The sequence below is a fragment of the Caballeronia zhejiangensis genome (assembly GCF_000698575.1).
Classification (GTDB): domain Bacteria; phylum Pseudomonadota; class Gammaproteobacteria; order Burkholderiales; family Burkholderiaceae; genus Caballeronia; species Caballeronia zhejiangensis.
Window position 1 is genome coordinate 179,560 of record NZ_JFHD01000001.1, and the last position, 22,581, is coordinate 202,140.

A 22,581-nucleotide genomic window follows, 5' to 3' on the forward strand; every position below is an offset into this window, starting at 1 on the left:
GCCCACCTTCGCGCGCATATTCTTGTGAGTGCCGGTACGTTTTTCCCTGCGTTAGAGCCCAGCGGGCCGGCGCTGCCGGCACAACAGGCCCGACGAGCCCGTCGCGGGAGGCGAAAAAATGTCCGCAAATCGAACCCAGGCTAAACCGGTTTTCTTCATAGAATTAGCAGTTCGATTAATAGCGATTATATGTGCGGTGCCGCGCATACAACAAGGCGGCCTATGCTACTTTTCGATTTGCTCAAATGGCCCGCATACTCGTTAAATTCTTAAAAGCGGGAAAGCGAACACTCGGTCGCTCTGAAAGGTTCGATAAACAACAAAAATCGTCTGTGGGAATTTCTCTTTTTTTGGGTCGTGTGTTTCAATACGACTGCAATGCCGGGGCGGGATTTTAACGGCCCTGAATGCAGGCCTGAATTCAAGAATAAGGAAATGATGTTTGCGCCCTTAGGGGTGCGCCGCAGGTGTTTCGATCCGCATCCGGTGCGCTTGCCGCGCCGGTCCCATAAGAGCCTGTAACGAGACGTTCTATGAAAGTTAAAAATCAGGCGTCAGCCGTAATGGCCGAGAGCGAGAAAGAGATCGAGCTGACGTCGATTCTCGAAACGCTGGGCCGTCACTGGAAGATGATCGCGGCGACCGTGGCGGTCGTCTTCAGCATCGGGGTGGTGTACGCGTATTTCTCGGCCCCGATTTATCAGGCCGGCATGCTCGTCAGAGTCGACGACTCGAGCAATGGACAGCCGGCCGACTCACGCGACATGGTTCGGACCGCGGCCACGCTGTTCGATCAGCGTGCGACGGCCGAAGGCGAGATCCAGGTCATCGGATCGAAGTTCGTGCTCGGTCCCGTCGTCGATGCGCTCAAGCTGTACATCCAGGCAGCGCCGCATCGCTTCCCGATCATCGGGGGCATGGTCGCCCGCATGAACGATGAAACGTCGACTCCCGGTCTCTTCGGCCGCGGCGGTTACGCATGGGGCGCCGAATCGATCGACGTGTCCGCGTTCGACGTGCCGAAGAAATACGAAGGCAAGGAATACACGCTGCGCTATCTCGGCAACGGCCAGTATCAGGTGCGCGGCCCGGGCGTCGAGACGGGCGTCGGCGGCCAGGTCGGCAGCGTGCAGCGTTTCGACACCGACGCCGGTCCCATCTCGCTGCTCGTGGGCTTCATCCACGGCGAGAAGGGCGTCGAATTCGATCTGACGCGTAACTCGCGCGTGTCCGCTATCGATCGTCTGCAGAATTCGCTGGCGATCGCCGAGCAGGGCAACAAGTCGGGCGTCATCAGCACGACGCTGGAAGGCAAGGACCCGGTGCTCGTGGCGGCGACGATCAACGAACTGTCGCGCATGTACGTGAAGCAGAACGCCGATCGTCGCGGGATCAACGCCGAGAAGTCGCTCGAATATCTCGAGCAGCAGCTTCCCGACGCCAAGCGTCAGATGGAAACGGCCGAAGACAACTACAACGCGTATCGCAACAGCCGCACGCTGTTCAATCCGGACGAAGAAGGCCGCATCGTGATGCAGCAGGCTTCGCAAGCGGATGCGCAGTTGCTCGACCTGAAGCGCCGTCGCGCCGACCTGGCCGTGCACTTCTCGCCCTCGCACCCGAGCGTGGTGGTGATCGACCAGCAGATCGCGGCGACCGAGAAGTACATCAACGACCTGGCAGCGCGCGTCAAGGCGATGCCGCAGGCCGAGCAGGGCGCGCTTCGTTTGCAACGCGACGTGCGCATGAGCACCGACGTCTATTCGGCATTGCGCAACAACATTGAAACGATGCGCCTCATCAAAGCCGGCCGCACGCCGACGGTGGAGCTGCTCGACCACGCCGAAGTGCCCGAGCGTCCCGTCAAGCCGGTCAAGGCGCTGGTGCTCGTGATCGCGGCTGGTATCGGTCTGTTCCTCGGCATCGTGATGGCGTTCGCTCGCGACTTCCTGTTCAAGGGCGTGCTCGATCCGAAGGAACTGGAATCGAAGACGGGTCTTTCGGTATTCGCGACGATTCCGGACAGCGAGCGTCAGAAGGAACTCGCGAAGCGCATCGCCGAGAAGAAGCCGGAACAGCTCGCGCTCGCCTCGCGTTACCCGACCGATCCGGCTGTGGAAGGCCTGCGCATGATGCGCTCGTCCCTGCAGTACGCGTTGATGGATGCGCCGAACAACGTCGTGATGCTCGCGGGTCCGCTGCCCGGCATCGGCAAGTCGTTCGTCTCCGCGAACCTGGCGACGCTGCTCGCCGCCGGCGGCAAGCGCGTGCTGCTCGTCGACTGCGACCTGCGCCGTGGCCACCTGAACCAGTACTTCGGCCTGCCGCGCGGCAAGGGTCTCGTGGATGTCGTGAACGGTTCGGCCACGCTCGAAGAGACCGTGCATCGCTCGGTGCTGAACAATCTCGACTTCGTCCAGTGCGGCTTCTATCCGCCGGACCCGGCCGAGCTGCTTTTGTCGGACGCATTCACGGAATCGGTGAATCGCGCATCGGCGGAATACGACATCGTGCTGCTCGACGCACCGGCCATTCTGGCGGTGTCCGACACGGCGATCATGGCGCCCGTCGCGGGCTCGATCTTCCTGGTTGCGCGTTATGGGGATACGCGTTCCGGGGAAATCTCGGAGTCCGTGAAGCGGCTCGAACAATCGGGCGCAAGCGTCACCGGCGTGTTGCTCAACGGCTTCAAGGTGCACTACGGCAACTATGCCCAGGCGCGCCAGTACGGCGGCTACGCCTACGCTGCCTACAAGGCCGACAAGGAAGACTAGAGACTGACTCATCCGGCATTTGCTTCAGCTGGACCCCGAATCGAACAGCAGTACTAAATAAACGTCCTGAGTTGCATAACGAGGAGAAGTGAATATGTTCTCGCCGCAAGAGTTGAAACTCGGCATTGTCGGATTGGGCTACGTTGGCCTGCCGCTCGCCGTCGAATTTGGCAAGCGCCATCCCGTCGTGGGCTTCGATATCAATCGTGCGCGCATCAACGCGCTGCGCGAAGGGCGCGATGTCACGCTCGAAGTCGACGATGCCGAGCTGGCTTCCGCGACCTTCATGCAGTACAGCGCCGATGTAGAAGACCTGCGCAGCTGCACCGTGTTCATCGCGACCGTGCCGACACCGATCGATCACTACAAGCGTCCGGACCTGTCGCCGCTGATCGGCGCATCGACGACCATCGGCAGCGTGCTCAAGAAGGGCGACGTCGTCATCTATGAATCGACGGTTTATCCCGGCGCGACCGAAGAAGAGTGCGTCCCGGTGCTCGAAAAGATGTCGGGCCTGAAGTTCAACGAAGACTTCTTCGTCGGCTACAGCCCCGAGCGCATCAACCCGGGCGACAAGTCGCACCGCCTGCCGGACATCAAGAAGGTCACGTCCGGCTCGACGCCCGAAGTGGCCGATTTCGTCGACGAGCTCTATCGCGGCATCATCACGGCCGGCACGCACAAGGCGAGCAGCATCCGCGTCGCCGAAGCGGCCAAGGTGATCGAGAACACGCAGCGCGACGTGAACATTGCGCTGATCAATGAACTGTCGATCATCTTCAACAAGATGAACATCGACACCGAATCCGTGCTGCTCGCGGCCGGCACGAAATGGAACTTCATCCCGTTCCGCCCGGGCCTCGTCGGCGGCCACTGCATCGGCGTGGATCCGTATTACCTGACGCACAAGGCGCAGGCGATCGGCTATCACCCGGAGATCATCCTCGCCGGGCGCCGCCTGAACGACAGCATGGGCAACTATGTCGTCTCGCAGCTCGTGAAGACGATGACCAAGCGCGACATCGCCATTTCGGGCGCGCGCGTGCTCATCATGGGTCTCACGTTCAAGGAGAACTGCCCGGACCTGCGCAACACGCGCGTGGTCGACATCATCGCCGATCTCAAGGAGTACGGCGTCCAGGTCGACGTGTACGACCCGTGGGTCTCGAAGGAAGAGGCGCATCACGAGTACGGCATCGATCCGATCGATCAGCCCGCCAAGGGCGTCTACGATGCGGTCGTGCTCGCGGTGGCGCACAAGCAGTTCGCCGATGAAGGCGCGGAAGGCATTCACGCCTACGGCAAGTCGCAGCACGTGCTGTGCGACCTCAAGTACGTTCTGCCGCCCGAGGCGAGCGACATGCGTCTCTGAGGTTCGGTGGCATCGGCATTGACCGGTGCAGGCCGTCGCACAACATCGCCGCGGTTCGGCTCCCGGAATTTCGGGGGTTGCCCGCGGCGATGTCAACCGGACGTTCGGAGTTCGCAATGAAGATGCCCAAGGTAGTTCTGTACGCCAACACCGATTGGTATCTGTTTAATTTCCGGCTTTCGTTCGCTCGCAAACTGCGCGACGCGGGTTTCGAAGTCATTCTGTTGTCACCCGACGGCGAATACGGCCCGAAGCTGCGCGATCAGGGTTTTCGCTGGCATGCGGTGCCGATGAACCGGCGCAGTCTGAATCCGCTGCGCGAACTGGCGCTCGTGCTCTGGCTCGCGCGCTTCTTCCAGCGCGAAAAGCCGCAACTGGTGCACGGCTTCACGATCAAGAGCGCGGTGTACGGCTCGTTCGCGAGCAAGCTCGCAGGCGTGCCGGCGCGCGTGAACGCGGTCGCGGGGATGGGCTACGTCTTCACGAGCCGCGATCTGAAAGCGCGTATCTTGAAGCCGGTCGTGCGCACGGTGATGCGCTCGGCGCTGAACGGCCGCGACAGCATTCTCGTCCTGCAGAATCCGGACGACATCAAGCTGTTCGAAGCCGCGCGCATCGTCGAGAAGCAGTCGATTCGTCTGATCAAGGGATCGGGCGTCGATCTGACGCGCTTCAAGGTGCGCGAGGCGTCGCCGGACGATGCGGCCAAGCCGCTGCGCATTCTGCTGGCGGCGCGGCTCGTGTGGGACAAGGGCATCGAAGAATATGTGGAGGCGGCGCGCATGCTGCGCCGCGAGAATCGCACCGTGCGCTTCCTGCTCGCGGGTTCGCCCGACGACGGCAACCCGGCATCGGTGAGCACGGCGATGGTGCAGGGCTGGGTGAAGGAAGGGCTCGTCGAATGGCTCGGTCATGTGAGCGATATGCCGAAGCTCTTCACGGAAGTGGATGTGATGGTGCTGCCGAGCTATCGCGAAGGCTTGCCGAAAGCGCTGATCGAAGCCGCGGGCTGCGCGCTGCCGCTCATCACGACGGACGCGCCGGGCTGCCGCGAAGTGGTCAGCGAGTCGGGCGTGGATGGTTTGCAAGTGCCGGTGCGCGATGCACGCGCGCTCGCCGATGCGATCCGCCAGCTCGACGACGACCGCGCGCTCGCGAGAAAGCTGGGCCTCGCCGCGCGCGAGAAGGCACTGAAGAATTTCGACGAACGCATCGTCATCGAGAAGACGCTCGCCGTGTATCGCGAGCTGGTTCCCTCGATCGCGATCGAAGACGAGCGCCGCGAACACGCCGCGCCCGTCGGCAAATTTGGAGACTTTCATGTCTGATCGTTACGAATCGATCCGTCAACAACTGACGCGCACGCCGCAGAAGTGGCTCATTACCGGCGTCGCCGGGTTCATCGGCTCGAATCTGCTCGAAGCGCTGCTGAAACTCGACCAGGACGTCGTCGGGCTCGACAACTTCGCGACCGGGCATCAGCGCAATCTCGATGAAGTGCGCTCGCTCGTGACGCCCGCGCAATGGGCGCGCTTTCGCTTCATCGAAGGCGATATCCGCAATATCGACGATTGCCGCACCGCGGTGACAGGCGTCGCGCACGTTCTGCACGAAGCGGCGCTCGGCTCGGTGCCGCGCTCCGTGAACGATCCGATCACGACGCACGAAGTCAACATCAGCGGCTTTCTGAACATGCTCGTCGCCGCGCGCGACGCGAAAGTCGAGAGCTTCACTTACGCCGCGTCGAGCTCGACGTATGGCGACCATCCGGGCCTGCCGAAAGTCGAGGATCGCATCGGCCAGCCGCTTTCGCCGTATGCGGTGACGAAGTACGCCAACGAGCTGTACGCTTCGGTCTTTGCGCGCACGTACGGGTTGAACGCCATCGGTCTGCGTTACTTCAACGTGTTCGGCAAGCGCCAGGATCCGGACGGCGCGTATGCGGCCGTGATCCCGAAGTGGACGGCCGCGCTCATCGACGACGAACAGGTGACGATCAACGGTGACGGCGAAACGAGCCGCGATTTCTGCTTCATCGACAACGTGGTGCAGATGAACATCCTCGCTGCGCTCTCCGAGCCGCAAGCGCGCAATCAGGTCTACAACGTCGCGGTCGGCGATCGCACGACGCTCAATCAGCTCTATGACGGCTTGAAGCGCGTGCTCGCGGATCACGGCGTCATCAACGAAGGCAGCCCGGTGTATGCGCCGTTCCGCGCGGGCGATGTGCGTCATTCGCAAGCGAACGTCGATAAGGCCGCGCAACTGCTCGGCTATGCGAGCGCCATTCCGCTCGCCGACGGGCTCGCGATCGCGATGCCGTGGTACATCCGCTTTCTGTCGCAGCGCCGCGTGCCGGTCGAAGCCGAACTCGCGACGAGGCCCGCATGAAAATAGTCGTTTTCATCTACTCGATGCACGGCGGCGGCGCTGAACGCGTCACTGCCAATCTCGCGAACGAGTGGGCGGCGCTCGGCTGGGAAGTGACCGTCGTCACGCTGACAGCCGGTGAAGGCGATGTCTATCCGTTTCATCCGGGCGTGAAGCGCCTCGAGCTGGGGCTCGCGGGCGGCGTCGAGGGCGGCGGCTTCGTGCTTACGCTGATGTCGAACGCGAAGCGCGTGCTCGCGTTCCGCAAGGTGTTGCGCGAGACGAAGCCTACTGTCGCGCTCGGCGTCATGGCGACGGCCAACGTGCTCGCCGTGCTTGCGGGCATCGGGCTGCCGTACAAGATCATCGCGAGCGAGCACACGCATCCGCCGCGCGCGCCGCTCACGCCGTTCTGGGAGCGTCTGCGGCTCTTGACGTATCGCTTCGCGGACAAGGTCGTCGCGCTCACCGACGAAACCCGCGACTGGATCGAAACGCATTGCCGCGCGACAGACGTCAAGGTGATTCCGCCGCCGTTCACGCTGCCAATCGCGCGAACGAATCCGATCATCGAGCCGAAAAGCGTCGTGAAGGACGGGCGCAAGTTGTTGCTCGCGGTCGGACGGCTCTCACCCGAAAAAGGTTTCGACAGTCTCATCGATGCGTTCAGGAAGATTGCCGGCGCGCTGCCGCAATGGGATCTGGTGATCGTCGGCGAAGGGCTTGCGCGTGCGAGTCTCGAACGCCGTGTCGAAGAGGCGAAGCTGCGCGGCCGGGTGTTTCTGCCTGGCCGCGCGGGCAACGTCGCGGACTGGTACGAGCGCGCCGATCTCTACGTGCTGAGTTCGCACTTCGAGGGCTTCTCGATGACGCTCGTCGAAGCGATGGCGAGCGGCTGCGCGGCCGTGAGCTACGACTGCGATTCGGGTCCGCGCGTGATCGTCACGCACGGCATGAACGGCCTGCTCGTGAACCCGGTCGGCGATGCGAGCGCGCTCGCGAAGTCGCTCGAATCGCTGATGAAGGACGACGCAGAACGTCATCGCATGGCGCTGTGCGCGACGTCGGTCAACGACACGTTCGCGTTGTCGAAGACCATCGCGCTGTGGCAGGAAGTGTTCGAAGAGTCGGGCGTGAAGGTGCCGCGTCGCGCGGAACTCCACGTACCCGCAGCCGGACGATGAGGAGCCACGACCGATGAAGATCATGCTCGTGGTCAGTTCGATGGGAAGCGGCGGCGCGGAGCGCGTCGCGGCCTCGCTCGTCAATGCGTGGGCGCAACGCGGCGATACGGTGACGCTCGTCATCACGTATAGCGGCCGTGGCGCGTGCTTTTATCCGCTCGCGCCGAACGTGCGCTGCGTCTTCCTCGCCGATCGCGTGAAGGCCGGCGCGCGTATGCTGCAATATCCCGCGCGCTTTCGCGCGCTGCGTGCGCTGATCCGCGAAAGCGCGCCCGATGTGGTCGTGTCGTTCCTCTCGAACGTGAACATCACGACGATTCTCGCGACGCGCGGCCTCGGCATTCCGGTGATCGCGAGCGAGCACATCGATCCGTCCGCCGACGGCCGTTCGCAGCTCATGAGCCAGATGTGCCGCTTCGTTTATCCGAGCGCGGACCTGCTCACGCTGCTCACGGACAACATGGAGGCATCGTTCAGGAAGATGGTGCCGCGCGTGAAGCGCATCGAAGTGGTGCCCAATCCGCTGCCGGACGAGTTGTTGCTGTTGCAGCCCGAAACCATCGAGAGGAGCGCGCGCAAGCGGCTCGTCGCGGTCGGGCGTCTCAACACGCAAAAACAGTTTGATCTGCTGATCGATGTATTCGCGACGCTCGCGCCCGAGTTTCCGGACTGGGATCTGTGGATCTGGGGCGAAGGCCCGGAGCGCGCGGTGCTCGAAGCGCAGGTCGCGCAACTGAAGATGAACGAGCGCGTGCTGATGCCCGGCAAGACGACGACGCCTTGGGAAGAGATGGCGCGCTCGGATGCGTTCGTGCTGTCGTCGCGCTACGAAGGTCTGCCGATGGCGATGCTCGAAGGCATGGCGCTCGGCCTCGCGACGGTCGCGTTCGACTGCAAGAGCGGCCCGCGCGAACTCACGCGCGACGGCCAGGACGGTCTGCTCGTGCCGGCCGGCGACAAGGCCGCTCTGATCGATGCGCTGCGCCGCGTGATGTCGGACGAAGCGTTGCGCGCCGAGCTCGGACGCAAGGCGGCGGCATCGGTACGGCAGCGTTATTCGTCGCCGGCGATCCTGCGTCAGTGGGACGCGATCTTCGCGCAACTCGGCGCACGCTCGCGCGGCGGCGAAGGCAAGAGCACGGCTTATGCGCGTGCGGTGACGGGAGAGAAAGCGTAATGGTCGACCGGCGACAAGTGATCCGCTCGCTGCTGATGGGCGCCGTCGCCAGTGGAGCGGGCGTCGCCGGCTTCGACGCGCGCGCGGCGCAGAAACGCGATGTCGTCACCGACAAGTCGTTCGGCGTGAAGGGCGACGGCAAGACGAACGATCGCATCGCGCTGCAGCGGGCCATCGATCAATCCGTCGATTCGACCTTGCTCATCACGGGCAAGTGCCGTATCGACGACAAAGGGCTCGACCTGCGGCGCGATAGTCACCTGCGCTTCGCACCGGGCGCGTCGATCAAGCTGCTGCCGCACGATACGTCGTTCTATTCGATCTTCCGCATCTGGGACGTGAGCAACGTGCTCGTCGAGAACGCGGTGCTCGACGGTAGCAAGGAGCTTAATGCCGCGAAACCGGCGCTGCGTGAAAACGGTCACGGCATGGGCTTTTCGATTGCGGGAAGCACGGAGGTGACGCTCATCTCGCCGAAGACGATCGGCTGCTGGGGCGATGGCATCTATATCGCCAACAGCTACAACGTCGCGTTTAAGTACAGCAGCGGTATTCGCGTGGTGAATCATCATGCGGACCGCTGCCGCAGACAAGGCGTGTCGATCATCAGCGGACGCAACATCGTGTTCGAGAATCCGCTGTGGGAGAACATCGGCGGCACGCAGCCGGAAGCGGGGCTCGACGCGGAGCCGAACAGCAACGCCGATATTCTCGAGAACATTCGCATCGTCAATCCGACGACGCGCAATTGCCGGTACGGGATCATCGTCTGGCTGGAGGAGATTGTCGGGCCGATGCCCAAGCATGTCGATATCGGCATCACGAATCATCGCGACGAAGGCGCGAGCGATGCCGCGTTCGCCGTGTCATCGCTCAAGCTGAATGGGCGCAAGGTGTCCGGGCAGATCGCGAGTCATTCGCCGACATGGGTGAGTCCGAAGATGTCGACAGTGGAAAGCATCGATTACGACAAGGCGGGACCGAAGATCATCGTCACCAACCTGAGGCTCGTGCCATGAAAGCCGCGCCCACACACAATAACTAAAGCGGAAAAAAGGCCAATACGATGCAAGCAACGACAATGAACAATACGGCGCAGCAAAGCGCACAGAGCGCGCAGAGCGAACCGATACGACGCATGACCGGATTCGCGTACTTCATGACGCCATCCGGCTGGGCGTTCCTTGTGCTCGCGGCCACGGCGCTCTCGATCGTCGCGTTCCGCGAGCGCAGCGTCGGCCTGATCTTCGACCAGGAAGCGTACATCCAGTACTTCCGCTCGACCGACTGGCACTGGCTCGTGCAGTTCTATCAGAACCGCGAGTCGGATATGGGCTTTCTCATCAGCCTTATCACGGAAGAGCTGGGCTGGCGCTCGTGGGTCATCCTCCTCAATGCGTTCGGCGTGTCGCCCGAAGGCGGCATCCGCATTACGGTGGTGCTGCTTAACCTGGTCGTGATGTATTCGCTGTTGCAGACGCGCAGGCCGCTCATCGGTCTCGTTCTGTGGCTCGTGATTCCGTATGCGCTCGCTACGGTCGGTCTGTTCCAGATCCGCCAGGGCTTCGGTCTTGCCATCGCGATGCTCTTCGCGCTGCGCTTCAATAAGCCGACCATCGGCATGGGGCTCGCGAGCTTCGTGCACACGACCTTCGCGGTGCCTACAGCGTTCCTGATGACCGCCGGTTTCATCGGCGAGCAAAGGAAAGCGCGCGCGCTCGTCGCGGTGAGCGTGGTGGCGATCGTGCTTGCGTCGGCGGCGAAGTTTCTGTTTGCGACCTACGGCGGCCGTCGTATCGACGAGTACTCGGGCTATCAGGAAAACTTCACGATCAAGCTGCTGTCGCTGCTGCTGTTCTACACGATGGCATCGGTCATGGTGCTCTACTCGACGTGGCGCGCGCAGGATACGCAGCGTCAGCGCGCATTCACGCGGCTGTCGATCATGCATGTCGGACTCTTCGTGTATCTCGTCGTTGCGTTCTTCGTGTTTCCGTTCGCGAAGGGCCGCGTCTGGTATTGCGTGCCGCTGCTGCTGCCGTTCCTTGCGCCCGAGATCAAGTTCAAGAACGCGATGGTTCTGGTCATCACCTTCGGCGTGTTCGTGGCCGTCGCAGCCGACGCCACGAAGAGTTATTTCGAAGGCGTCTATCACTACTTCCTGATGCCCTGACGACGATGTCCTACTTCCTGATTTCGCTCGATTTCGAACTGATGTGGGGCGTGCGCGACCATCGCTCGATCGCTACATACGGAAAGAACATTCTCGGCGTGCGCGAGGCGATTCCGGCGATGCTCGACATGTTCACGAAGTATCGCGTGAAGGCGACGTGGGCGACGGTCGGCATGCTGCTGTTCGATAACAAAAAGGACCTGCTCGCGAATCTGCCCGACGTCCGGCCGACTTATACCGATACGAAGCTGAGTCCATACGCCAACGGTTATCTCGATTCGATCGGCGATAACGAAAAGAGCGATCCGTACCACTATGGTCTGTCGCTCGCGCGTCGGATCGTCGATACCGAAGGCAGCGAGCTCGCGAGCCATACGTTCTGCCATTACTACGCACTCGAAGCAGGGCAGAACAGGGCGCAGTTCGCCGCCGACATGGAAGCATCGGTCGCATCGATCCGGCGTCTCGCCGATCCGCCCGCGAGCATCGTGTTTCCGCGCAATCAGGTGAACAACGCGTATCTGTCGGTGTGCGCGGAGCAAGGGCTCGTCGCGTATCGCGGCACGGAGCGCAGCTGGATGTATCGCGAAACCTCGCGCGCCGATGAAGCGGCGATGCGCCGCGCGGCGCGTCTCGTCGATACGTACATCAATATCTCAGGCGATCACGCGTTCGATCCGCGCCCGGCTCGCGGACTCATCGACGTGCGTTCGAGCCGCTTCCTGCGTCCATATGCGCGCAACAAGCGCGCGCTCGAATGGCTGCGCATCCATCGGATCAAGCAGTCGATGACGTCGGCGGCGCGCACGGGGCGTTCGTTCCACTTGTGGTGGCATCCGCATAACTTCGGTGCGAATCTGGCCGAGAACCTCGGCGTCCTCGAAGCGGTGCTGAAGCATCACGTGTACTTGAGAGAGACCTACGGCATGCAGCCCGCGACCATGGCGGAAGTCGCGCGGGCGACGCAATCGGAAGAAAGCCGGCTTGCGGAGATGGAATTCGGTTTGTTCGTATGACGAAGTAATCAGGAAAGACAAGACGCTAGAAAATAACCCGCACCGCGGGCGCGATGCAATGGCGATGTCCATTGCATCGCGCTGGCGCGTGCGCGGCAAAAAAGAAGTTCTTGGGGGAAGCGCGATGAACTTTCGTAACGACATCAACGGCCTGCGCGCGTTCGCGGTTCTCGCGGTCGTCCTTTTTCACTTCGATGTGCCCGGCTTCAAAGGCGGCTTTCTCGGCGTCGACGTGTTCTTCGTGATCTCCGGTTATCTGATGACGAGCATCATCTTCAGACGCCTTTCGAAGGACAGCTTCTCGGTGCTCGAATTCTATGGCGATCGAGCGCGGCGCATCATTCCGGCGCTCGCGTTTCTTTGCTTCGCGCTCGGTGTGTTCGGCTGGCTGATATTCCTGCCTTCCGAGTTTCGCGCGTTCGGCAAGGCGGCGGGATCGAGCCTCGGCTTCTTTTCGAACATCGTTTACTGGCGCGAAGCGGGTTACTTCGATACGCGCTCGCATCTGAAATGGCTGCTGCATACGTGGTCGCTTTCCGTCGAGTGGCAGTTCTATCTGCTGTATCCGCTCGGCATTCTGCTCGTGCGCAAGCTCTTCGGGCGACGCGGGACGAAGATCGCGCTCGTCGGCGCCGCGCTCGTTTCGTTCGCGGCGTGCGTCTATCTCTCCGATCCGACGAAATGGCCGACGGCCGCGTTCTTCCTGCTGCCGACGCGCGCATGGGAAATGATCGCGGGCGGGCTCGTCTATCTGTTCCCGTTGACGGCGGGCAGGCCCGTGCGCCGCACGCTGGAATGCATCGGCCTCGCGATGATCGCGTACGGCGCGGTCATGTTCAACGAGAACAACGAATGGCCGGGCTACCTCGCGCTCGTGCCGGTGCTCGGCACGGCGTTCGTGATTCTCGCGGCGCGCAGGCATTCGATCTTCACGGGCAATCCGCTCGCGCAGTTCATCGGCAAGATTTCGTACTCGGTCTATCTCTGGCACTGGCCGTTCGTCGTCGCGCTCACGTACTTCGACAGGGAAGGTTCGCTGCGCTGGCGCGCGGCCGCGATCGCGGGCGGCTTCGTCATGGGCTATCTGTCGTATGCGCTCGTCGAGTCGAAGACCAGGAAGCCGCCGGCGCGAGACGAGGCGCGCGCCTTTCCGCGCTTCATCACGCTGCGTCCGATTCTCGCGTTCACGCTGCTGCTGGCAATCGGCGGCGGCAGCATCTATGCGAGCCAGGGCGTGCCGAATCGCTTCGACCGTTCGGTGTTCATCGCCGATAGCGAGACCTACGACACGAATCCGCATCGCACGAAGTGTCACATGATGATCGATCCGTGCGATGTCGCGAACAAGCAGAAGGAGAGCCGCGTCGTGGTGCTCGGCGACAGTCACGCGGAAGCGATCGCCGAAGCGGTCGTCGACGCCGTGCCGAACGGCAAGCCCGATGATGTGCTGCTCATCACGATAGAAGGTTGCCCGACGATCTACGGCATTCGCCGCGGCAATGGCGATTGCTTCGATCAGGACCGCAAGTACATCGATATCCTGAGCCGCGATCAGAGCGCGAAGACGCCGGTCATCATCGCGAATCACTGGTCGCAGTACTGGTCCGGTCCGACGATGGACGACTTCGCGTTCGTCAATCCGGAGCAGCCGGCGCAGACATCGACGCCGTTCACGACGGAGTTGTATCGCGAGCACTTGCTATCGACCGTTTGCCGCATCTCGAAGATTCGCCCGGTCTATCTCGTCGAACCGATTCCCGAGTTCGACTTCAACGTGCCGCTGACGCTCGCGCGCGAGAAGATGCGGGATCCGAAGGCGCCCGATCTGTCGATCACCATGTCGGATTACGTTCAGCGCAATGGCGCGTTGCTGCAGGCGATGCATCAGGCACACGATCAATGCGGCATCCATCTGCTCGACCCGCGTCCGTTCCTGTGCCCGGACGGCAAGTGCATGGGCTCGCACGATGGCCGGCCGCTTTACTCCGACTTCCATCACATGAGCGAATACGGCAACCGCTTCCTCGTGCCGATGTTCCGGCGCGTATTCGAACAAGGTTGAAAGCAGGTGCTTATTGCGGCGTGCCGGTATCGTGCTGCGCGTCGTTGCCGGTGAACGGCGGCGCATAGCGCGTCCAGAAGATATAGCTCGCAAGCACCGCGATCGCGCCGATGCCGGTCGCGAGCAGCACGCCCTGCGCGCCGTAGTAGCGCACGAGAATGACGTTGCCGATGATCTTCGTCGCGAAGCCGATCAGCGAAATGACGGAGATCGCGCGATAGCGTGTCTCGCTCGCGAACAGCTGCACGAGCACGCACATGCCGAAGTAGAACGGCACTTGCAGCAGCCCGTAGCGAAAGAGCGTGGTGACGGCGATGGTGTCGTCGGCGGTGAACGCGCCTTTCTGAAACAGCAGCTTCACGACGTACGGCGCGAGCGCATACGCGAGGATGCTGCCGGTCAGGCCCAGTACGGTCATGATGCCGGACCACTTCAGCGCGGTGCTGCGTGCGCGCGCATGATCGCCGCGATGAAGAATCTCCGCGAGAATCGGCAAGGTCGCGCGCGTGATCGCAAGCGCGCCCATGCTGAGCACGAGCGAGAGCAGCCGGTTCGCGTAGCCGAGCGTCGCGATGGCGCCGTCGCCTTGCTGCGCCATGAAGTACTGATCGATCGGAAGCCACAGACTCGCGACGACCGCGCCGATCGTGAGCATGCCCATCGAGCGGATCGTCGATGGCCACTGCTTCGCGCGCATCGAAACGCGCGGCCGGGCGGGCATCGTGTCGGCGCGCCTGGCGAGCACGCGCAGCCACGAGGCCTGCACGACGAAGCCGAGCGACGTCCCCATGACGAGCGGAAAAATCGATTCGTTGTTGCGCGCGGCAAGCACGAAGACCAGCAGGCCGATGGCCGGCACGCATTCGAGCAAGGTGTTGATGTGCTTGCCCGACGCCTGCAGCCGCGACGACGAAATGCAGATCGTGAAGGTCAGCACGCCGACCGGCGTCATGCTGATGATCATCGCGCGGCACATGTCGCGTGTGGATTCGGCGAGACTGCCCGCGATGACATCGGCGAGATTAGGCCAGAAAAGCCATAGCAGAAGCGACGAGCCGAGGCCGAGCACGAGGCCCACGCCTTCCAGCTCGCCGAGAAAACCGTTGCGCTGCGACCTGTCTTCCTGAAGCGAGACGAGCGCGGGAACGAGCAGCACGGCGAGCACGTTCGTGAGCATCGTCGGCAGCCAGGTGACGAGCGTGAGCGCGAACTGATAGGCGTCGACCGTGCCGCTGATCCCGTAGCGATACGCGATCGCCATTTCCTTCGACGCGCCGATGCACTTCCCGGCGATCACGAAGATCAGCAGGACGACCGCGCTTCTTGCGATTCTCTTGTGATCCTGATGCACGCCGCCGAGACGTCGTCTCACCGATTGCACTGCTGCGCTCAGCACGGGTCCTCCTGCGTGGGAGCCTTTCGCCGCATGGCCTGACGTCGATACGAAAGCGCCATGCGACAGAAATCACGCGAAGGCCCGCGGCTTTCGCGTGAGAGAGGAGAGCGTGCACCAAAACGGGCGGCGTGACTGTTCGCTAAGGCACCTCGCCATGCCGAAGCCGGCCCTTCATACCGCGCCTGTCTGCCACGGACGCATGATGTAGCGCGCCGCCCGCTCGGGCGTGGCGTCGTCGGTCAGAATGCGCGCCGGGCAGCCGGCCACCGTGACGTTCGGCGGAATATCCTTCGTCACGACGCTGCCCGCGCCGATCGTCACGTTGTCGCCGATGGTCACGTCTTCGATGATGCAGACGTTCGGCCCGATATACACGTTGTTGCCGATGGTCGCCGCCTTGCCGTGATTCGATCCGATGGTCACGCCCTGCGAGATGTTGCAGTTCGCGCCGATGACCGCCGTCGGGTTTACCGCGATCGTGCCGATATGACTGATATAGAAGCCCGGCCCGATGCGCGTGCGCGGACTGATGACGAACCCGAAGCGGCGCTGCTTCAGACGCACGATGTGGTTGAGCACGAGGCGCATGGGCCGCGACGACGCGGCGCTCGCGAGGCGCAGCCAGAACATGTAGTTGAACCCTTCGTTCAGCATCAGTTGCTCGAGAAGGAGCATGACGCTGTACTCGCCCGTATAGCGATAGAGATCGCTTTTGATCAGATCAAAGGTTTTCATCGCGGTGTATCCGCTGGTCGTGTGATTTCTTGTAATACCTCCGGCCGGAATCGGCCGTTCCCCCAACTGTGCTGAGCGCACCAAATCCGAGACTAGTCTTTCTGTCCAACCGGATCAGTGCGAAACGGAACATATGACCGGCTGGCAATCGAAACGATTCCAACTTTCGCCTGTTTTGTCTGTTGAATAAGCCCGTTTCTTTAAGCAGATCATTAGCGTTCCGGTCGAATCCCAGGCTGCGCGCGGGATTCAGCGGAAAGTGATCCGGTTCGTAAAAACCCGATAAGGGTATGCCCTGTAGGGTCTTTCGTCTTTTGAATGAAAAAAGTTTTTGGACCGCACTTACAAAATCCGATTCGTCGGATGAAATCGTTTAAAACGGTGCTTACTTGAATGTAATGTTGGGACTGCAACCGTGCAGAAGCGGCAATTTTGGTGCGCGTCTGGATAATCGTCGGCGGATTGACCGGTCAATAAGGCGAAATAATCGGCGGATTGTTGCTCGTTTCGGCATACGAAAGGCGCTCTGCAAGCCCAACCGGGCCTTCCGAGGCCATAGGTCGCGCTCTCGGCGGGTGAACGTTCGTGTCGTTATAAACGATTCTTCAGATGATTATTAGTCATCGTACCTCAACTGGTTTGAAGTGGTGTTATTCATCTACCGTATTAACATTAAAAAAGCCGTAGATTAATTTGCTCGCCGTCGATTAAAAGCGGAAATACACAGCAATAAAGACGCGGAAAAGCAAAATAATAAGTTACAAGCGTACATTTTGTAACAAGTGCCGGGTAGAAACGCCTCGTAACAATCTGTAGGATTTAAAAAAGACGGTAATTACTGCCGTCAGACTTCAGCGCTTCATAAGCCCGTTCGCGGGCCAATCAAGCGCGGGGTTGAGTGGGTACTTCCGGATTATCTGGCTCTCCCGACTCTGGTTCGTCCAATCCCGAAGTCGTCATGTTTTTCGCCGAGATGCCTTTCGGAGTCGCCGTGTGCGGCTGTCGAGCGCTGAGCGGCGCAATCGTTTGCGCCTGCTGAATTTGCGTTGGTCATCTCACGCCCATAAAGAAACGTTGCGTGCGGCCGTAGTCGCATGAACGGGTCCGCCCGTCGACAACGCACAACCAACTCGGAAAGACAATGCTTTCGAACAACACTCAGGCAGACACCCAGGCAGACAACACCGTCGTCGACACGCGTATCGCAACCCGCCGCAAACTCCTGACCTCGCTTATCGCGGGTAGCGGCGCGTTTGTGCTCGCCGCATGCGGCGGCGGCAGCGACAGCGCGGCCCCCGATTCGGTCGCCGATCGCTGGAGACGCCGTAACACCGGCAGCGGCGCCTCGACGGCGACGCCCGCGAGCTCGGCTTCGTCGGCAAGCGCCACGACGACCGCCAGCGCGCCGGCCGCGGCAAGCTCGACGAACGCCGCCAGCACGAACACCGCAGGCACCATCAACGCATCGTCGTTCGGCGTGAAGGCCGACGGCTCGACCAACGACCGCGCCGCGCTGCAAGCCGCCATCGACGGTTCCGTCGGTCAGATTCTCCTGATCTCGGGCCAGGTCCGCATCGACACGACGGGTCTCAAGCTGCGCACGAACACGCACATCCGCTTTGCGTCGGGCGCTTCGATCAAGCTGCTCCCGCACAACGCCGACATCTACCAGATGATGCTCATCGAAGACGTGAGCAACGTCATCGTCGAAAACGCGTACCTCGACGGCAGCAAGGAGCTGAACTCGGCTTCGGGCGGCGAGCACGGCATGGGCTTCTCGATCATCGGCGCACAGAACGTGCACCTGATCGCGCCGACCACGATCAACACGTGGGGCGACGGCATCTACATCAACGATAGCCAGAGCAAGAAGAACACGCCGACGTACAACCTCGTCGTCGACAACCACAAGGCCGACGGCTGCCGCCGTCAGGGTGTGTCGATCATCTCGGGCGACACGATCACGTTCAACAGCCCGATTTGGCAGAACATCACCGGCACGGCGCCGGCTTGCGGTCTCGACTTCGAACCGAACGACAACTCGGCCGTGTTCAAGAGCATCACGATCAACAGCCCGACGACGGCGAACTGCAAGGGCGGCGGCATCAACGTGTGGTTCGGCTCGCTGCCGGGTCCGATCAGCAAGACGGTCACGATCGCGATCAACAACCACGTCGACACGACCAGCCCGGGCGGTTCGTTCGCGGTTCAGGGTCTGTCGCTCGACGGCTACATCGTCAACGGTCAGATCAGCAGCACGAATCCGAAGTGGAAGTACCCGCTGATCGTCGAGCAGTGGGACAACGCGGGTCCGCGCATCAACGTGCAGAACCCGACGATCGTCAAGTCGTAATCGGCGATGAAACGAAAAACGCCATGCGGATGAATCTTCCGCATGGCGTTTTTTGCTTTTCCGCGCCGCCTACTTGAGCCAGTTGAGATTCACGGAATTGGCGATCGCCTGCAGCCCCGCCTGATTCGGATGCAGATGGTCGCCGCTGTCGTACGCACCGAGCATGACAGGCGGATTGGCCGGATCGCCGAGCGCGGCGGCCTGATCGAGCACGGCGTCGCAGCCGCTGTCGGGCGTCGCGACGAACGCGTTCACCGCTTGCCGCGTCGCTTCGATGTCGGCCGTCCACGGCGACACGCCCTCGAACGGCGTGAGCGTCGAGCAGATCGCCTTGACGCCCGCCGCGTGCGCGCTCTGCGTCAGTTGCGCAAACGCGCTGTTCAGGCGCGCGGCCGTCGGCGGCGATCCGCCGATCAGGTTGTTGACGGCATCGTCGGAAATGATGACCCACTTGACGTTGTACTTGTCGAGCACGTCGCGCTGGAAGCGCGTGAGGCCGGCATCGCCCGCGTCGTTCGTGAAGAAATCGTTGCCGGCGATACCCTGATTCAGCACGCCGACCGTCATGCCCGCCTGCTGCAGACGCGCGGCGAGCAGGTTGGGCCAGCGGCCGTTCGTGTTCGGCGGCGAATCGATGCCGTCCGTGATCGACGCGCCGAACGCGACCACCGCGCCCGTCGCACTGGCGTTCTGCACGACGACGTCGGTGAGGAAGTAATACGACTGCGCGCCGAGCGCGTTGACCACGCCGCCCGCGAATTCGGTGTCGGCGCTGACATCGCCGGGCGCGACGTACACGTCCTGCAGGCCTTCGGCGTGACCGGTGGTTTCCGATGGCGTCTGCTGCGGGAGATAGGCGCTGACGACGATGTCCGACATCGCCGGCACCGCGATCGCGATCGGATCGCTCATCTCCGTCTTGCCGGGCGGAATCGTCACGAAGGGCTGACCGTTGAAGGTGACGGCCCGGTCGCTGCCCGGCACGGTGCGTTTGCCGTCGGCGCGCAACGCGACGCGCACGTCGCCGATCACGAGCGGCTCGCTGCCGTACTGATTGGAAAACTGGACGCCGGCGGCCGTCCCGCCGATGCTCGTGTGCACGATCTGCCGGATCGTCTGATTATTGAAGCCGCCGCCGCCGACGATCATCGGCGCGGTGCTCCAGGTGCCGGTCCACGGCAGGGTAGCGCTGATGTTCTGCGCAAAACTCGACGACGTAAGCGGCAAGGCGAACGCGGTGGCCACGAGGGCTCGCTTGAGGCGAGGAAATCGCTTGTTCAACTTGTTCTCCGAAACCAGCCTGGAATGAGATAGACGTCTCGCAGTGCGCGAGACTTTTGGCGGGCGCATGTGGCCACAGCGCGCCGGGGTGCGCGGCGAAATCTTTGAATGCGTTTGTTTCGCCTTGGTGAATCGGAGCACCATTTGTGCGCGTGCTCTGTGCGCGCGCGCTCATTTCGGCCGATAGGCAAGTCTTTCGTCGCTAGCTCGCAACTAACTGTCTACGCAAGCACCCGCCTTTGTTCGCGGGCGGCGTAAGCGTTTACGGTTGCACGTCGGAAGCGGGCGCCGGAGAGCTTGCAGTTTCGCCGGGCGTGGGCAGGATCGGCGGCATCGTCGTAAACACTGGCGGTTGCGGCGGCTCTTCGGTCACTTCGGCGGCGGGCTCCGAAGGCGGCCGCTTCGGACGCACCGGATGCTGCGCCGCCGTCTGCGCGGTTTTCGGCTTGCCCGGCTTCGGCGCTTTCGAGAACGTCTCGTCGAACCAGGTTTTTGCGTTCGTGAGCATCGTTTGCCACATGCCCGGCGCTTCCTGCGTATCGAAGCGCGCGCGGGCATCGATCAGATGCGAACGCAGCGAACGCTGCATGAAGTCGCCGACGATCGGCAACGCGCTGTGCGCGCCTTGGCCCCAGTAATCGCTGCGCAGCGTGACGCGGCTGTCGTTGAAGCCGACCCACGCGCCCGCGACGAGTTGCGGATGCATCAGGATGAACCAGCCGTCGGCGTTGTCCTGCGTAGTGCCGGTCTTGCCCGCGACATCCGCGCGAATGCCGAAGCGCGTGCGGATCGTCGTGCCGGTGCCGCGGTTGATGACGTCGCGCATCACATCGACGAGCTTGCGCGTCGCATCGACGGACAGCGCGCGCTCGGGCGTGCTCTCGAACTGCGCGAGGACTTCGCCGTCCTTGTTCTCGATGCGCGTGACGAGCAGCGGCTCCATATAACTGCCGTCGTTCGCGATCGTGCCGTACGCCGACACCATTTCCCTCAGCGTCACCGGGCTCGTGCCAAGCGCGAGCGACGGCACCACGTCGAGATGACTGTCGCGCACGCCCATGTCACGCGCGAGCCGCGCGACGCGTCCCGGACCGACTTGTTCCATCAACTGCGCGGTGATGCGGTTCTTCGAATACGCGATGCCGTCGCGCAGGCTCACGGGACGGCCCGACGGCGGCGAGTCGTCGGTCGGGCGCCAGATTTCGTCGCCGCGAATCGGGATTTCGACGGTCTGATCGACGATCGTATCGGCCGGCTTCGCCCCGCGCTCGAACGCCGCGCCGTAGACGAAAGGCTTGAAGGTCGAGCCGGGCTGGCGGCGCGCCTGCGCGACGTGATCGAACGGATCCTGCGTGAAATCGCGGCTGCCGACCCACGCCTTGATCTGCCCGTTGCGCGGATCGAGCGCGACGAACGCGGCCTGCACGCGCGTCTTGTCCTCGCACAGCGCCTGCATGAAGGCGCGGTCCGAGTCGAGTTTCTTGATGGCGTCGGCGTCGTTCGCGCCGCCCGTGCGCAGCGCGCGGTATGCGTCCGTCTCGCGGATGAACGCGTGCCCGAGATCGGCGTTCGCGTTCGCGCAACCGGCGCGGCCGCCCCACGCCGCGTTGGCGATCGATTGCAACTGGTTGCCCTGCAGCGCGAGCGCGTTCGTCGCCATCGCCTGCAGACGCGAATCGATGGTCGTGCGCACGACGAGGCCATCGGAATAGATGTTGTAGTCGTTGTCGTCGGCCCAGCCGATCAGCCATTTGCGCAACTGCTGCGCGAAGTGCGGCGCGCGGCCGGGCTCTTCCGTCTGCCGCTCGAAGTCGATGCGCAGCGGACGTTTCTTCAGCGCGTCTAGTTTGGTCGCCGGCAAGTGGCCGAACTTGACCATCTGCCCGAGGACGATGTTGCGCCGGTCGAGCGCGCGCTCCGGATTGATCACCGGGTTGTAGTAACTGTTGCCCTTCAACATGCCGATGAGCGTCGCGCTTTCGAGCACGTCGAGCTGGCCGGCGGATTTGTCGAAGTAAGTGCGCGCGGCCATTTCGATGCCGTACGCGTTGTACAGGAACGGCACCGTGTTCAGATACGTTTCGAGAATCTCGTCCTTCGAATAGAGCGCTTCGATCTTGAACGCCGTGATCGCTTCCTTCAGCTTGCGCGTGAGCGTCTGCGAGCGGCCGATTTCCTCGGGATACAGATTGCGCGCGAGCTGCTGCGTGAGCGTCGAGCCGCCTTGCCGGTCGCCCGAGAACGTGCGCAGCGCCGCGCCCGCCGTGCGCCGGAAGTCGATGCCGTGATGCTGATAGAACCGCCGGTCTTCGGTCGAGATGAGCGCGTCGATCACCTGCGGCGAAATCTGCTTGAGACTCACCCATTCGCGATGCGTCGGCTTGAATTCGGCGAGGAGCTTGCCGTCGGCGGAATAGATCTGCGCGGGCTGATCGACTTTTGCACGGCGGATATCGCGGATACCGGGCGTGAACGGAATCAGCACCAGCACATAGATAAGAAAGAGCGCCGGCAGAAGGAGCAGCGAACGCGCACGCAGATGCGGACGCAGCCGCGACGCGAGGCGAGCCAGAATCGCCTTGGCCCAGGCTTTGAAATCAGACGCGGTCACAACGAAACGGGATGCCCGGACATGGAAAACCCTGAATCGTAGCGTAATTTTTCAGCAGGTCTTTCGCAAAAGTGTCG

General features: G+C 62.4%; 15 protein-coding genes. 11 read left to right on the forward strand and 4 right to left on the reverse strand.

What is annotated here, in order from left to right; genetic code table 11:
- The first annotated feature begins 533 nt into the window (after positions 1 to 533).
- From BG60_RS00820 to BG60_RS00865, 10 genes are all read left to right on the forward strand, one after another.
- Positions 534 to 2,774 carry a polysaccharide biosynthesis tyrosine autokinase gene (locus BG60_RS00820; RefSeq protein WP_033536895.1) on the forward strand — a complete coding sequence of 747 codons (2,241 nt, stop codon included), beginning with the start codon at positions 534 to 536 and terminating at the stop codon, positions 2,772 to 2,774.
- A gap of 94 nt (positions 2,775 to 2,868) precedes the next feature.
- Complete coding sequence (gene tviB / locus BG60_RS00825) at positions 2,869 to 4,146, forward strand: Vi polysaccharide biosynthesis UDP-N-acetylglucosamine C-6 dehydrogenase TviB (RefSeq protein ID WP_008346170.1); 1,278 nt, start codon at positions 2,869 to 2,871, stop codon at positions 4,144 to 4,146.
- A 122-nt stretch (positions 4,147 to 4,268) separates the two neighbouring features.
- On the forward strand, positions 4,269 to 5,474 hold the full coding sequence (locus BG60_RS00830; RefSeq protein ID WP_241484842.1) for a glycosyltransferase family 4 protein: 1,206 nt from the start codon (positions 4,269 to 4,271) through the stop codon (positions 5,472 to 5,474).
- Positions 5,467 to 6,537, forward strand: a complete 1,071-nt coding sequence (locus BG60_RS00835) for an SDR family oxidoreductase (RefSeq protein WP_008346173.1) — start codon at positions 5,467 to 5,469, stop codon at positions 6,535 to 6,537. The genes BG60_RS00830 and BG60_RS00835 overlap by 8 nt, the downstream gene beginning before the upstream one ends.
- Positions 6,534 to 7,700, forward strand: coding sequence for a glycosyltransferase family 4 protein (locus BG60_RS00840; RefSeq protein ID WP_034470104.1), 1,167 nt, complete (start codon positions 6,534 to 6,536; stop codon positions 7,698 to 7,700). Before BG60_RS00835 ends, BG60_RS00840 begins: the two co-directional genes overlap by 4 nt.
- 13 nt (positions 7,701 to 7,713) lie before the next feature.
- Complete coding sequence (locus BG60_RS00845) at positions 7,714 to 8,877, forward strand: glycosyltransferase family 4 protein (protein ID WP_034470106.1); 1,164 nt, start codon at positions 7,714 to 7,716, stop codon at positions 8,875 to 8,877.
- Positions 8,877 to 9,896, forward strand: coding sequence for a hypothetical protein (locus tag BG60_RS00850; RefSeq protein ID WP_008346179.1), 1,020 nt, complete (start codon positions 8,877 to 8,879; stop codon positions 9,894 to 9,896). Before BG60_RS00845 ends, BG60_RS00850 begins: the two co-directional genes overlap by 1 nt.
- Positions 9,897 to 9,943: 47 nt before the next feature.
- Positions 9,944 to 11,050: an EpsG family protein gene (locus BG60_RS00855; protein ID WP_235366307.1), complete on the forward strand. Its 1,107-nt coding sequence runs from the start codon at positions 9,944 to 9,946 to the stop codon at positions 11,048 to 11,050.
- Positions 11,051 to 11,055: 5 nt separating this feature from the next.
- Complete coding sequence (locus tag BG60_RS00860; protein WP_008346183.1) at positions 11,056 to 12,066, forward strand: polysaccharide deacetylase family protein; 1,011 nt, start codon at positions 11,056 to 11,058, stop codon at positions 12,064 to 12,066.
- 124 nt (positions 12,067 to 12,190) lie between these two features.
- Positions 12,191 to 14,128, forward strand: a complete 1,938-nt coding sequence (locus tag BG60_RS00865; protein WP_033536929.1) for an acyltransferase family protein — start codon at positions 12,191 to 12,193, stop codon at positions 14,126 to 14,128.
- Positions 14,129 to 14,138: 10 nt separating this feature from the next.
- Here the strand turns inward: BG60_RS00865 and murJ are convergent, their stop codons facing one another.
- On the reverse strand, positions 14,139 to 15,524 hold the full coding sequence (gene murJ, locus BG60_RS00870; protein WP_008346187.1) for a murein biosynthesis integral membrane protein MurJ: 1,386 nt from the start codon (positions 15,522 to 15,524) through the stop codon (positions 14,139 to 14,141).
- A gap of 171 nt (positions 15,525 to 15,695) precedes the next feature.
- Entirely contained in the window at positions 15,696 to 16,259 is a 564-nt protein-coding gene (locus BG60_RS00875; protein ID WP_008346189.1) for a serine O-acetyltransferase, read from the reverse strand.
- Between the two features lie 1,141 nt (positions 16,260 to 17,400).
- On the opposite strand from BG60_RS00875, the gene BG60_RS00880 reads away from it, so the two are divergent.
- A complete protein-coding gene (locus BG60_RS00880) occupies positions 17,401 to 18,612 on the forward strand; it encodes a glycoside hydrolase family protein (RefSeq protein ID WP_008346191.1) in 1,212 nt (403 codons plus the stop codon).
- Positions 18,613 to 18,681: 69 nt separating this feature from the next.
- Here the strand turns inward: BG60_RS00880 and BG60_RS00885 are convergent, their stop codons facing one another.
- Positions 18,682 to 19,857, reverse strand: a complete 1,176-nt coding sequence (locus tag BG60_RS00885) for a GDSL-type esterase/lipase family protein (RefSeq protein WP_008346193.1) — start codon at positions 19,855 to 19,857, stop codon at positions 18,682 to 18,684.
- Positions 19,858 to 20,155: 298 nt separating this feature from the next.
- Complete coding sequence (locus tag BG60_RS00890; RefSeq protein WP_008346195.1) at positions 20,156 to 22,504, reverse strand: transglycosylase domain-containing protein; 2,349 nt, start codon at positions 22,502 to 22,504, stop codon at positions 20,156 to 20,158.
- Positions 22,505 to 22,581: the final 77 nt, after the last annotated feature.

Bases quoted from the DNA above. Each gene is read 5' to 3' on its own strand.
- BG60_RS00845 (WP_034470106.1), top strand. From the start codon at position 7,714: ATGAAGATCATGCTCGTGGTCAGTTCGATGGGAAGCGGCGGCGCGGAG.
- BG60_RS00850 (WP_008346179.1), top strand. From the start codon at position 8,877: ATGGTCGACCGGCGACAAGTGATCCGCTCGCTGCTGATGGGCGCCGTC.
- BG60_RS00855 (WP_235366307.1), top strand. From the start codon at position 9,944: ATGCAAGCAACGACAATGAACAATACGGCGCAGCAAAGCGCACAGAGC.
- tviB (WP_008346170.1), top strand. From the start codon at position 2,869: ATGTTCTCGCCGCAAGAGTTGAAACTCGGCATTGTCGGATTGGGCTAC.
- BG60_RS00860 (WP_008346183.1), top strand. From the start codon at position 11,056: ATGTCCTACTTCCTGATTTCGCTCGATTTCGAACTGATGTGGGGCGTG.
- BG60_RS00880 (WP_008346191.1), top strand. From the start codon at position 17,401: ATGCTTTCGAACAACACTCAGGCAGACACCCAGGCAGACAACACCGTC.
- BG60_RS00840 (WP_034470104.1), top strand. From the start codon at position 6,534: ATGAAAATAGTCGTTTTCATCTACTCGATGCACGGCGGCGGCGCTGAA.
- BG60_RS00820 (WP_033536895.1), top strand. From the start codon at position 534: ATGAAAGTTAAAAATCAGGCGTCAGCCGTAATGGCCGAGAGCGAGAAA.
- BG60_RS00835 (WP_008346173.1), top strand. From the start codon at position 5,467: ATGTCTGATCGTTACGAATCGATCCGTCAACAACTGACGCGCACGCCG.
- BG60_RS00830 (WP_241484842.1), top strand. From the start codon at position 4,269: ATGCCCAAGGTAGTTCTGTACGCCAACACCGATTGGTATCTGTTTAAT.
- BG60_RS00875 (WP_008346189.1), bottom strand. From the start codon at position 16,259: ATGAAAACCTTTGATCTGATCAAAAGCGATCTCTATCGCTATACGGGC.
- BG60_RS00865 (WP_033536929.1), top strand. From the start codon at position 12,191: ATGAACTTTCGTAACGACATCAACGGCCTGCGCGCGTTCGCGGTTCTC.